Below are 12,185 nucleotides of genomic sequence, written 5' to 3' on the forward strand. Positions count from 1 at the left end.
CGTATCGCCCTCGGGCTAAGGCACCCGGTTTGTGTCTATACTTGAGTTCGACGAATAAAAATCCACGGCATCCTCAATGATCGCTCGCCAACTATTGTTTCTGTTTAGTGCCTTGGGAGCCATCAACGGCATTTTCCTGGCCGTATATTTTTTCAGCCGTCGACCGCGCCGCCTTGCCGACTGCATGCTTGGCGCATTGCTGCTTGCGGTCGGGATCCGCACCGCCAAGTCCACCTTCCTCTTTTTCAATCCGACTATCGCGCTTGAATTCCGCCAACTGGGCCTGTCGGCCTGCCTGCTGATCGGCCCTTTGACCTATCTTTACGTTCGCTACTATCTGGCCAGCTTCTCTCAGCAGCCGGCGGATCGACAATGGCGCTGGCATCTTGGTTTTTCTTTCCTGGTCATTGGCGTCGGCGTTGCCTTTCCATATTCGGCATATCGTCACATATGGGACAATTCGAGTTATGGAATTCATGCTTTCTGGCTTGGCTATCTGTTGGCGGCCGGCAGGGCGCTCTGGCAAGCACCCCGCGAGCTGATCGAGGCAGGACGCCGGATATCGACCAACACCTTTCTTTTATTGAGCGTCTACTTCGGCAGCTGGGTCATTTTGGCAGCGTACGCGAGCACGCCATTCACGTCCTATATTGTTGGCGCGTTGTCCTTTACCTTTTCGCTACACGTCGCCGTCCTGGTATTCCTGCTGCGTCGGGAATCCCTGGCTCCTTCCGACGCCAAGGAGAAGTACCGGAACCGCAAGTTGATGCCCGAAGATGCGCTTGCCGTTCTCGCTACGCTTGATCAGCTCATGACCGGGCAGAAATTACATCTGAACCCCAATCTGAGCCTGGCCCAGCTCGCAAAAAGAGCGGGATGCACTCAGGCAGTTGTGTCGCAGGTTCTGAATGACAAGCTAGACAAGAGCTTCAATGCATACGTCAATGAGTACCGCATCGCCGATGCGAAGAAGTTGCTAAGCGACGAGCCGCAATTGAACTTGGAAATCGTTGCCGAGCGTTGTGGGTTCAATTCCAATTCCACCTTTTTCGCCACCTTCAAGAAGCTCGTCGGACGGACGCCCGCCAGCTTCCGAGCCGAATCCGCGCAGTCGAACGAGACCACTTCCGCCTGAAGCCTCTCCGGAATCGCGATTCCGGAGTCTGAAACCATGCTTTACGAATGCGGTTGCCTGACTTCTCCGATAGATTATGGACCACCAACGACCGGGAACGATCGTTGCTCCGATAAACGTCAATTCAGGGTAAAGTCATGAGTCAGTTTCTATTGCGAGCGGTATTGCTTTGTTTGTTTTTCACCGGTGCCGGCGTCGGAAAGGCCGCTCCCGCAGGCAACGACGAGGAGGCGGTGGGCGAGACCGTGCGTCTGTATTTGCATGGCACCAGCTTCAATCTGCGCAGCGACATCGACCAGGCCTTCTATGCGACCGCCCGTCTGTATCTGGACGGCCAGGGCGATCTGGTGCGGGAGATGAGCGCTCCGGAATATGCAAAACTGTTTTCAGAAGAGAACAGAGCGCAATTTAATGGCCGGTTCGGACGCTTGATCAGCGTGGATGTGACGGGCACCGTGGCCACCGCCAAGGCCGAGATCCTCATGCCGAAGCAGGGAGTCCGCTATGTCGATGTGTTCCTCTTAAAAAAAATCGCTGGCACTTGGAAAATCGTCAGCAAGTCGGCCTACCGCGAGGACGCCCCGCGCCATGCGCGGAAGGTGTTGCTGGTCGTGTCGAATGCCCATCAATATCCCGGCACCAAGGTCAATACGGGCAATAATTTCCCCGAGCTTGCCTATACCTTCGATGCGTTTCGTAAGGCAGGCTACGCTGTCGACTTCGTCAGCCCGGACGGCGGCGCCGTGCCGCTGGAAATGATCAATACGTCGGACGAGCTGCTGAAGCGGCATCTATACGACAGCGATTTCATGTGGGCGCTCGCGCATACCAAGCCCGTGTCCGAGGTCAAGGCCGACGGGTATGCGGGCATCGTTTTTGCCGGCGGCGGTGCGGCCATCGTCGGTGTCCCGGAGAACAAGGCGCTCCAGGATATTGCGCTGCGCATCTATGAACAGCAGGGCGGGGTGATCGCCGCAATCTGCCAGGGCACCGAGGGCATTTCGAACTTGAAGCTAAAAGACGGCACTTTCCTCATCCAGGGTAAGGTGCTCACCTCTTTCCCGGACGCCTACCTCAACAAGGAATCGCCGGTGTTCAAGGCTTATCCCTTCTCGGTGGAAGGCAGCATCAAACGCCGTGGCGGAAAATTCGTGCATGGCGCGAATGGAAAAAGTCATGTCGAGGTCGATGGCCGGGTGGTGACTGGCATGAATTGGGAGTCGTCCGTAGGCGTGGCTGAATCGATGATTCGCTTGTTCGAGTAGCCAGTACTTCCGGCCCATGACCAAGAGGGCGGCCAGTCGTATCGAACCCACCCAAAGCGTTAAATTTGCGCTGGCAGCGCAAGCCTCATGGTGGGGCAGGCCTGATCGGATGGCATGTCGGGAGTCGGGCCTTGGGCCAACTGGCTGAGATTGGCGCGGTTCACGCGATGATTGTTTAAATAAAAATATTAACGCGGCGCGCCGGCGCGCCAAGGGTCGTACCAGAGTTCGCTGCGGGAAAGCGGGGTCTCGGGCGACAGCTCCGGATTGCGCAGCTGGATCAGCCGGCGCTGCAGCAGGTTGGCGCGTTCGATGGTTTTGCCCTTGTAGCGGCGGAATAGTTGGTCCAGCGTGCCGTCGCGTATCATCATTTCCAATCCGGCCAGTATGCGCTGGGCCAGTTGCGCGCCTTCGGCGTCGCGCCGCACGAAGAAGTAGCGCGGCAGCGGGTAGTGCAGCAGTATGCCCGGCTCCAGCGCCAGTTGCGGATGGCTGGCGCGATGTTCGTCGAGTTCGCGCAGCGCTTCGTCGACCGCGCGCGAAAAGTAGTCGAAACGTCCGGCCGTGAGCATGCCGAACAGGCCCTCGTAATTGGCGCCTTCGATCACCGTTATCCCGGCCGCCCGCAGCACCGCCACATCGGCCCAGTCCTTGCCTTGTCCCACCCGCAGCGGGCGCAGATCCTGCAGATCGCGTACGCGGGAAAAACGTTCGAGGTCGTCCGAGCGCACCAGGAAAATGCGGTAGCCGAGCAAGCCTTTGTCGACCGGAATGCGGATCGGCAGGAATTGCTTTTCCAGCGCCAGGCTGGTGGCGCGCACGAAAATATTGATGCGGCCCGCCGGCGTCGCCAGCTCCTGCGTGACGCGCGCGGGCCCCATCGGGATCGTCGACGGACGCATGGTGCAGGGGCCGTATTGCGGCGTGGTTTTGTTCAGCGCGGTGCGCAGCACGTACCAGTCGTACTGGTAGCGGCTGTCCATCTGGATCGGGCTTGGCGGAAAAACAAGGTTGCACTCGGCCGCCGCGCTGGCGGCACAGAGCCACGCCAACAGCACTAGCGTGCTTGCGGCACGGGCGTATGAAAGCAACATTGCGGATGGCCCTCGATGGAACAGTTAGCAACGCAGTGTCCCATATCGCCGAAGCCGATCTCAAGCGATATTTGTAGCGCTGCGGCATCAGTCGTTTTTTCGGAACAAAACTTGGCCGGTCCTTGCGGCGCTGCCGAAAACGGCGCAGGCTTGAATCCGGAGGCCGCCATGAAACGCTGCATCGTTGTGGGCATGTTGATTGTTCAAGCTGGACACGCGGCGGCGCAGTCGAGCGTGCGCTTGTACGGCATACTCGACGCCGGCATCGACTACACGTCGGCGGCCGCGCCGTCGGGCGGATCGCTGGTCCGGCTCACCTCGGGCGGCTCCAACACATCGCGCTGGGGCCTGCGCGGCAGGGAGGACCTGGGCGGCGGCTTGTCGGCCGTGTTCCAGCTCGAAGGCACGCTGCTGCTGGACGCCGGGGCGGCGGACGGCCCCCTGTTCAAGCGCCAGGCCAATGTGGGACTGGAGGGCGGCTTTGGGCGCGTGGTGGTTGGGCGCTCCTTCACCACCGTGCACGACCTGGTCACGGTATTCGATCCGCTGGCGCTGGCGCAGTTTTACTCATGGACGGTGTCGGCCAGCGCGGTCAGTCCCAACAAGTATGGCTATACCACTTCGTTCGACAATATGGTCAAGTATCTGGGCCGCTTCGAGGCGCTGCAGGTCGGGCTCAACTACGGCTTCGGCGAGCAGCCCGGATCGGCACACGACAGCGCCAGGGGGGCGATGTCGCTGTGCTGGTGTGGCGCTCAGTGGAGCCTGATGGCGACCTGGGAGCAGGTCAACGGCAATGTGGCGGCGGCCAGCGGTCGGCGCGATGTCAGCACGGTGGCGCACGCCGGCGCCATCTATCAGCAGGGCGCATACAAATGGATGGTGGTGGCGCGCAGCTACAAGCTGGCGTCGGGCGCGCCGTCGACTGCGGACGTCGAGGCGCTGACCAGCTGGGCCGGGCTTAATTACACGGTGTCGAACACCACGCTGACGGCCGCCTTGTATCACGTCGATGTCCGGCGCGTGGCGGCCGCGTCCGATCCCACCATGCTGGTGCTGGGCTGGCGGCTGGCGTTGTCGCCGCAGACTGATTTGTACAGCATGGCGGCCTACAGCAAGGCGCGAAACGGCCAGCTGGCGGGCGTGCTGCGCGATCTGCCTGGCTATGCGAACAGCCAGCGCGGCCTGGTGGCCGGAATACAGTACCGGTTTTGAGCTGGCTCGGCAGTGGCCCAGGGCCAGGCCCGGCCATTCCCGCTTTCCCGTGAACGACCGGGCTGCGGTTAACGGCGGCTGCGGTAGCTTTGCGGCGCCAGGTCTTCCTTGGGCGCCAGCGCTTGCAGGCGCTTGTACAGCACCCGCGTTTCCAGCAGGTTCCACACGCGCAGCATCGCTTCCAGCGTATCGAAGGGCTTGGTCAGGAAATCCTTGGCGCCCAGGGCCAGCGAGCGGCGCTTGGCCTCGGCGGTGGCGTCGGCCGTGATCACCAGCACCGGCCGGAAATCGTAGGGATCGCCGCGCCGCTTGAGCCGCTCCAGCACCGCATAGCCGTCCAGGTCGGGCATCATCAGGTCCAGCACGATCAGGTCGGGATCGAAGGCGGTGTACAGGTCGAGCGCGGTCCTGGCGTCGGTGGTGCCGACCACGTGGGTCAAGCCTTCGCCGATGAACAGGTCTTCCAGCAGCCGCAGATTGGCGGGCTGGTCGTCGATGATCAGGATGCGGGAGGCCAGGACTTCGTTTTCCATCATGGTGTTTGCTCCATCAGGTCCAGCAGGGCGAAGAAGGCGGGGACGTTGAGCGGCTTGGACAGTTGCGCAGTCGACGTATCGGCAGCGCCGCCCAGCACCACCGTCTTGCGGGCGCAGGCGCGCAGTTCGGCGTGCTCCAGGCCCGCGGCCGCCAACAGCAGGTCCGGCTGCCGCAGGCGGGCCAGCGCCAGGCCGCCCGCTACGTCGGCGGCGGTGGACAGGCGCCAGTGCGGGCGCCGCTGCATCAGCGTGGCGATCAGCGTGCGGGTGGCGGCATCGTCGTCGATGCAGACCAGGCTGTGGGTCGTGGCGATGGCAGGCGCGGCCGCTATTTCAACCGGTGCTGCGCTGGCGATGGCGGCGGCTTCGGGTGCCGTCGCGGCCGGCAGAGTCAGCGTGAAGCGGGTGACGGCGCCGGGCTGGTGGCGGATGTCGCCGTGCATGGCTTGCATCAGGCTTTTCGATACCGCCAGCCCCAGTCCGGCGCCTTCGGTCTTGCCGCGTTCGATGCCCAGGCGGTCGAAGGGCGTGAACAGGCGGTCCTGCATGGCGGCGGGGATGCCGGGGCCGCTGTCGTCGATGTGGACGGCGATGACGCTGCCCTCCTGCGAACAGCTGATGCTGACGCTACCGCCGGCGGCGCCGTACTTGATGCCGTTGGAGACCACGTTCAGCAGCACCTGCCGCAGGCGCTGGCGGTCGGCCATCACGGCCAGCGCGGTCGGCTCGTGCCGCAGCGTTACCGAGCGCTGCTGCGCCAGCGGCAGCATCAGCGCCAGCGCCTCCGCCACCAGCGGCGCCAGCGCCACCGGTGCGCGCTCCAGCGTCAGCTTGCCGGCCTCGATGCGGCCGATGTCCAGCACTTCGTCGATCAGCGACAGCAGGTGCTGGCCGGCCAGGCGGATCTGCACCGCGTGCTCGTGGTCGCGTGGTTCGCTGAGTCCGCCTTCCAGCAATTGCGCGTAGCCGAGGATGGCGTTGAGCGGCGTGCGCAGCTCGTGGCTGGTGCGCGCCAGGAACTCGGTCTTGGCCTGGCTGGCCGCCTGCGCCGCCGTGGCGCGCCCGGCCAGCAGCACGCTGGCCTGGTGCAGACGGTCGGCCAGCTGGCCCAGTTCGTCGGTGGTGGCCAAGGTCGGCTTGAGCGGCAGATCGCTGTTCAGGCGCTCGGCGTTCTCGGCGGCCAGCCGCACCCGGCGCACCAGGCCGAAGGTGAAGGTCAGCGTCGCCAGCGCGCCGGTCAGGCCGGCGGCGATCACGGCGATGGTCATCCACAGATTGCGGTTGGACGCCTGCTGCAAGGCCAGCGTGCGCTTGGCCACCAGTTCCGTTTCATGCACGTTCATGGCGCCGATTTCCGCGCGCAGCTGGTCGAGCACCTGCTTGCTGGCCAGCAGATGCTGTTGCAGTTCGACGCTGCTGGCATGGCGCTGGCCGCGCAGTTGTTCCAGGCTATCCAGCTTGTTCTGCAACAGCGGCCGCACGCGATCGAGGCGGCTGCGCTGTTCGGGATCGTTCACCGTCTCCTGCAGCCTGGCCATGGTGGCTGGCAGCTGCCGCGTGGCGATGCGGTACGGCGCGAGGAAGTCGTCGCGGCCGGTCAGCAGGTAGCCGCGCACGCCGGTGGCCGCTTCCGCGATCTGGGTGTGCAGGCGCTGGATGTCGGCCTGGACCTGCATGGTGCGCAGCATGTCGGCGGTGGCGGCGGCGGTGCTGCGTTCCAGCGTGTAGCTGGTGGCGGCCGAGCCCAGCAGCAACGCCAGCGAGGCCGCGATGATGACGCCGCCCTTGACGCCCAGCGACCAGTGGCGCGGGTGGAGCAGGGCGCTCATGCGCCGAGTCCGAAATCGGCGGCGCGCACGGCGGCCTGGGTGCGGTCGTGCAAGTCCAGCTTGTGCAGGATGCGTTCGACGTGGACCTTGACGGTGCCGGCCGCGATGCCCAGGTGCTCGCCCATGGCGGCGTTGGTCCAGCCGCTGGGCAGCAGCGCGAACACTTCCAGCTCGCGCGGCGTCAGCAGCTTGAGCGCGGCGGCCGCTTCCGGCGCGGCCACGCGCGGCGTCGCCTGCCGTGGCGTGGACAGGGCGGCCGCCAGCAGCGTCGCCAGCGTCTGCAGCGTGGTCAGGTCGTCGGCGCTGGGCGGCGGCGCCGGATGGGAGCTGAGCAGCGCGAGGACGCCGCGGTTTTTTCCGTCCATGCACAGCGGCACCAGGATTTCCAGTCCTGCCCATTGCTCGCGGCCGATGCGCAGCGCGCTGGCGACGTCGTGCCGCACCGTCGGCGCTTGCGGTCCGGGTTGCAGCGCCGTTTGCAGCGCCGCAGCGTGGCTGAGATGGGCGCCGACCGGCAGCGTCTGGCCCTGGCTGGCGCACACTTGCAGGCCGTCGTCGCGGCTTGTCATCAGCAGGCCGTCTTCCAGCGACAGGAAGGCCAGCGACTTGGCGAGGATGGTGGCCAGCGCGCCGGGACGCACGCCTTCGGCGGCCAGCACGCCGGCGGCGTCGGTCAGCAGGCGCCAGCGGGCGACGCTGCTTTCGATCTGCCGGTAGCGGCTGCGCGCGGCGCGGGCGGTGGGGAGGGCGGTGTCGGTGGTCATGGGCGGCATAGGGTTGTTTCGGGAATTATATGCCACTCGGCATATGCCGCCACCCCCGAGCGGCAGATTTTTTGTGTGGGCGCCCACGCGATACTGGTTTCATCGGCGGCCAATACCGCGCTAGCCGTTTTCTCAACTGGAGCTGACTATGAAACGTATTCTGATCACCCTGGCCATGGCGGCAAGCGGCCTGGCGCAAGCCGACACGACGCAGCCGCCGAAAGTTTATATGGAAGTGGCGGCCGCGCCGGCCAACGCCCGCGAAGCCGAGATCGCCGGCCTGTTCGACCGCTGGAATGCCGCGCTGGCCTCGGGCGATGCCGAGCAGGTGACGCGTCTGTATGCGCCGGATGGTGTGCTGGAGCCGACCGTGTCGAACGAGGTGCGCTCCACGCCGGCGGGCATCAAGGACTACTTCGTGAAGTTCCTGAAGATGCAGCCGGCCGGCACCATCAACTATCGCCAGATCCGCCTGCTGGGTGCGGACGCGGCGCTGGATACGGGTGTGTACACCTTCAAGCTGACCAAGGACGGCAAGCCGCAGCAGGTGCAGGCGCGCTATACCTATGTGTACAAGAAGGTCGATGGCGCCTGGAAGATCCTCAACCACCACTCGTCGGCGATGCCGGAAGCCGTGGCCAAGTAAGCAGAAGTGAAGGCCGCCTTATCGCTTGACCCGGCTTTCGGGTTTGACGGCGGCCTCTTTCTTCAGCACCGATTCGACCGTCAAGTCCTTGCTGTTGGCGTAGAATTTTTGGCCGACAGGCTTGAGCAGGTAGAACAGATACATTACCTACGGATGTCGACTGAAACGACTTTCCAGACTTGATCCATATGCTGTTTGTAGGCGACATTGGCGGGTGAGAGCAGGAGCCTGTCATATCGGCGCTCGCCACCGAATTGTTCCTGACCGGGAAGCTTTACAATGGAGTTGCCGCGAATCGCAAGCTTGGTCGTTCCTTCTCGCAGTATCACTTTGATCGTGTAAAAGTCGATGCCACCACCGCAAAAAAGTTTATACGGTATGGTGACTTCAGCCTTGCCGTCGCCATTCAGGTCGGTGACGCTGACGCCGGAGGAAAAGAAATCGGCAGCAGAGTCCAGGCCAGGGCATTCCACGAAGTCGTGCAGGGCCCACTCTGCCTTCCACAGGTCTGCCTGCTGCGAATAGTAAGCAGCATCAAGTTCAATGTGCTCAACTCGGCCAGACTTGGGTCTGGCCGGAGAGGGGCTGCCCTTGCGGGTAAGAACCAGCACATGTTCGCCATCCTTGTCGTGGATGCGGCGAGCCATTATCAGATCACCGACGTAGGAAATATGTCGGGACGCCAGAAATGCGGCATCTGCAGTTTGGCTATCTGGCGCGGGCAGGCTGGCATGACAGGCTGTGCTCTGAACAAGCATTAAGCTTGCCTGAAGGAATGTGAACGATGCGTGCTTCACCATGGACCTTGGTGCGGAGCTTGAGCTATGTGCATACGCTACCTGGCCAATTTTCCTGGAACGAGCGGTAGGACGCCACCTTCGCACATCTCGTCTTCCACGCCCTGTCCTTTCGGAGCGCTGAGATTGGTGCACAGCAGTACCTTCGCGCCAGACTTCTCGGTGCTGCGGACGTAGCTGTTGTGCAACACGGTGGCGGATGGCTTGTTGTCGGAGGGCTGCGTGCCGGACCAGTCAAAGCGGTAGCCGTTAGGAATGAGCTTGAGCGACGGCACTGGCTTGGCGTCCGGCATGCGGGCATTCTTGTCGGTGACGGCGGCGCGCCAGATGTTGCGCATTGCGGCCGTCTCGGCATCGTACAGGTAGTAATCGACACCCATGTGATACCGGCCGGGTGCTATTTCCGCTTGCAGGCAGGCCATCCGCACCAACGCATGCGCCGCCGATGCCTCGACGATCTGGATCGAATATTCCGGACAGACCGAACTCTTGTCTCCGAGCGGCGAAGCGATGCCGAACGTATGTTGCAGGCCAGCCTTGCTGAAACTCAGTTGTCCCAACTTCGGATCAAGACGCATTTCCAGTCCAGCCGCTTTCACAACCGGCATCTTGAGCCGTTCGGGTTTGGTCGAATCCGAGTTCAGACGAATCGATGCCCAGCGGCGCTGGTCGTCGTCTCCTTCACGGATTTCGTTCGAGCGCGCGGCCCCTTCGCGAAGGCGCTGCTCTTGAGGATCCTCGCCGGTCGCGGTGTTGCCGCAAGGAGTGCTGGTACAATTTTGCGTCTTGACGGGCGAGCGCGCGTCCTGGGCGCACGCCGGCAGGAGCGCGGAACTGATGATCAACGGCAGGCAAAGCAGTAATTTCTTCATGGTCTATGGATTGTTGGTGCAATTTTGAATGAACAGCAGCGGATCGACGCGGTTGTCGAGGCCTCCGCATTTTTTGAGCGCGTCTTTCCGGACTTCGAAATGCAGGTGCGCTCCCAAGGCGATTGACTTCATTGCTTTCGCATTGCCGCTGCAACCCGATCTTCCGATGGGGTCGCCGGCGTAAACCTTGGTCTTCGTTTTTTTTGGCATCTCGCTGAGGTGGGCGTAGAAGAAACCGATGGTCTTGGCGCCCGGATTGACCTTGCGGAACACTGCGGCTTGCGCCGGTGGCAGGTCGTCGATGCCTACTTCCAACACCAGCGTATCTCCATATGCATAGCTGGCGTTCGGCGCTTTGCTGGTATGCACGACGCCATTGGCCACTGCAAAAATCTCCGTGCCCGGATCGGCAAGCAGGTCGATACCCTGATGACAACGCTTGCCGCCCTCCCGCGTCCAGCCGAACTTGGCGCCGGTTTTGCTGGCCAGGTGGGCGGTGCGCAGTGTGCAGACGGCCAGCGGATCATGCCATTTTGCACCATTGCCGGCAGTGGCGCCAGTCGTGGTCGTCGCGGACGCACCGGTAGCCGGCGCTCCTGCCGCCGAGGCAGGCGGACTGGCCCCCGCAGGTACTTGCTTGGTCGTCGCCGTGCCCTGTTTGGTCGCCGGCGGGTTCTTGGTCGTGGCAGCCGCCGTAGCCTTCGGTTTTGGCTGCGCTGGCATCGGTTGCGACGCCAGCGCAGATAGGATAGCTGCCGCAGTACGCGGCGCTTTCAGGAATTTTTCCTTGTCCTGCACCACAAAATTGTTGACGTTGATTTTGGCGTCCGTATAGCCCAATAGCCATCCCTTGTAAGCTGCTCGCGGATCGTCATTATATTGTTCCAGCAGCTCGGCCACTTTTTTCTTGCTCGCCTTGGACGTGCCCAGTTGCTGCTCCAGCAGATCCTGCGCATCGTCCCGTGACAGCTGATCGCCTATGCCGACCAGACGCAGCGCACCTTTCAAACCCTCGTGATGCAGCAGGTAGGCGAGCTTGGCCTTATCCTCGGGCGGCAAGCCGTCGACGTTGAACTTGGTCTTTTTGGCGAAATTCTTCAGATTCAGCTTGGCGTAGGTGGCTGCGGCATCGATGGCGTAACGTGCTTCCAGGCGCTTGGCCAGCAGCTGTGTTTCGCTCCACTTCTGGCCGTCCTTGTAGAGCAGCGAGCTTGGGTCGGCATATACGTCCTTCCAGGCCGCGCCGAAAAACTGCGTCAGACCTTGCGCCTTGCTGGGAGAAGACTGGTTCGATTTTTCCTGCCACACGCCTTCGATCTTGGCGGCTTCCGCATGTATCATCGCCGCCAGCGACTGCGGCGTCAGGTCATGGGCTTTGGCGGCATCGATCAGATAGCGGCGGAAGGGTTCGTTGCCTGCTTGAAGCCGTAGATTGGCTTCGGTGTAGATGGTCGCAACGCCTTGAACCGGCTTGCCCGCTTCCACGCGGGTTTGCTCTTGCGCGGTCTGACCTTTCGCCAGCTGGGCGTTGTTGGTGGTGCTTTGCCTGACCGCATCTGCGCTTGAGGTAGGCGTGCCGCGTTTGTTCTGCAAGGCCCCGTCTACTTTGACCTGGCGCGAATCCAAGTGCAGATTCCATTGGCCGATCGGCAGGATTTCAAGGTCCAGCACCGGCTCCATCTTCTTGCATAGATCCTCGACCCAGACCTTTAGCCCGCGTGCATGGTCCAGTATGCCCAGCGAGAGGGAATTGCCGTTGAGCGCATGTTCCTCCTCGCGGCCGTCATAGGCCACCTTGACGCGTTTGGGCGTGACGCCTTTGAAGTCAAGTCCGCGAAACTTCAACTTGACCTGCGTGTCCGGCGTGGCTGCCCCTTCGGCTCCCGGTATGAGCAGCAGCTGTCCTTCGTGTATCAGGTGCAGCTGCTTGCCTTTCAAATGGTTGGCCGAGGCCAAGGCCTGGACCGTCACGCCGTGTTCCCTGGCGATCTTCCATAACGTATCGTGTTTGGCTACGGTGTATTGTTCCATA

Annotated in this window: 12 protein-coding genes; 4 read left to right on the top strand and 8 right to left on the bottom strand. The window is 62.6% G+C overall.

The window, feature by feature from the left end; all coding sequences use genetic code 11:
- The first annotated feature begins 76 nt into the window (after window positions 1–76).
- Both DUGA2_RS13365 and DUGA2_RS13370 read left to right on the top strand, forming a co-directional pair.
- A complete protein-coding gene (locus DUGA2_RS13365; RefSeq protein WP_070269746.1) occupies window positions 77–1,135 on the top strand; it encodes an AraC family transcriptional regulator in 1,059 nt (352 codons plus the stop codon).
- A gap of 137 nt (window positions 1,136–1,272) precedes the next feature.
- Window positions 1,273–2,400, top strand: a complete 1,128-nt coding sequence (locus DUGA2_RS13370; RefSeq protein WP_070269747.1) for a nuclear transport factor 2 family protein — start codon at window positions 1,273–1,275, stop codon at window positions 2,398–2,400.
- A 188-nt stretch (window positions 2,401–2,588) separates the two neighbouring features.
- Here the strand turns inward: DUGA2_RS13370 and DUGA2_RS13375 are convergent, their stop codons facing one another.
- A complete protein-coding gene (locus DUGA2_RS13375; protein WP_229214681.1) occupies window positions 2,589–3,383 on the bottom strand; it encodes an ABC transporter substrate-binding protein in 795 nt (264 codons plus the stop codon).
- 279 nt (window positions 3,384–3,662) lie between these two features.
- On the opposite strand from DUGA2_RS13375, the gene DUGA2_RS13380 reads away from it, so the two are divergent.
- Complete coding sequence (locus DUGA2_RS13380) at window positions 3,663–4,709, top strand: porin (RefSeq protein WP_070269835.1); 1,047 nt, start codon at window positions 3,663–3,665, stop codon at window positions 4,707–4,709.
- Between the two features lie 68 nt (window positions 4,710–4,777).
- Here the strand turns inward: DUGA2_RS13380 and DUGA2_RS13385 are convergent, their stop codons facing one another.
- The 3 genes from DUGA2_RS13385 to DUGA2_RS13395 are packed head-to-tail and all read right to left on the bottom strand — an operon-like array spanning window position 4,778 to window position 7,847.
- A complete protein-coding gene (locus tag DUGA2_RS13385; protein WP_008449070.1) occupies window positions 4,778–5,245 on the bottom strand; it encodes a response regulator in 468 nt (155 codons plus the stop codon).
- A complete protein-coding gene (locus DUGA2_RS13390; RefSeq protein WP_070269749.1) occupies window positions 5,242–7,074 on the bottom strand; it encodes a CHASE3 domain-containing protein in 1,833 nt (610 codons plus the stop codon). The genes DUGA2_RS13385 and DUGA2_RS13390 overlap by 4 nt, the downstream gene beginning before the upstream one ends.
- Window positions 7,071–7,847, bottom strand: a complete 777-nt coding sequence (locus DUGA2_RS13395) for a LuxR C-terminal-related transcriptional regulator (protein ID WP_070269750.1) — start codon at window positions 7,845–7,847, stop codon at window positions 7,071–7,073. The genes DUGA2_RS13390 and DUGA2_RS13395 overlap by 4 nt, the downstream gene beginning before the upstream one ends.
- A 139-nt stretch (window positions 7,848–7,986) precedes the next feature.
- Between DUGA2_RS13395 and DUGA2_RS13400 the strand changes: the two genes are divergently transcribed.
- On the top strand, window positions 7,987–8,484 hold the full coding sequence (locus DUGA2_RS13400; RefSeq protein ID WP_070269751.1) for an SgcJ/EcaC family oxidoreductase: 498 nt from the start codon (window positions 7,987–7,989) through the stop codon (window positions 8,482–8,484).
- A gap of 18 nt (window positions 8,485–8,502) precedes the next feature.
- Here DUGA2_RS13400 and DUGA2_RS34800 read toward each other — a convergent pair whose 3' ends face one another.
- The 4 genes from DUGA2_RS34800 to DUGA2_RS13415 all read right to left on the bottom strand — a co-directional run bounded on the left by DUGA2_RS34800 (window position 8,503) and on the right by DUGA2_RS13415 (window position 12,184).
- On the bottom strand, window positions 8,503–8,628 hold the full coding sequence (locus DUGA2_RS34800) for a hypothetical protein (protein ID WP_286162310.1): 126 nt from the start codon (window positions 8,626–8,628) through the stop codon (window positions 8,503–8,505).
- Window positions 8,628–9,242, bottom strand: a complete 615-nt coding sequence (locus DUGA2_RS13405) for a M949_RS01915 family surface polysaccharide biosynthesis protein (protein WP_229214682.1) — start codon at window positions 9,240–9,242, stop codon at window positions 8,628–8,630. Before DUGA2_RS13405 ends, DUGA2_RS34800 begins: the two co-directional genes overlap by 1 nt.
- A gap of 77 nt (window positions 9,243–9,319) precedes the next feature.
- A complete protein-coding gene (locus DUGA2_RS13410) occupies window positions 9,320–10,153 on the bottom strand; it encodes a hypothetical protein (protein WP_070269753.1) in 834 nt (277 codons plus the stop codon).
- Between the two features lie 3 nt (window positions 10,154–10,156).
- Complete coding sequence (locus DUGA2_RS13415) at window positions 10,157–12,184, bottom strand: LysM peptidoglycan-binding domain-containing M23 family metallopeptidase (RefSeq protein WP_070269754.1); 2,028 nt, start codon at window positions 12,182–12,184, stop codon at window positions 10,157–10,159.
- Window position 12,185 lies beyond the last annotated feature (1 nt).

The sequence above is a fragment of the Duganella sp. HH101 genome, from assembly GCF_001758795.1.
Taxonomy (GTDB): domain Bacteria; phylum Pseudomonadota; class Gammaproteobacteria; order Burkholderiales; family Burkholderiaceae_D; genus Rugamonas; species Rugamonas rivuli.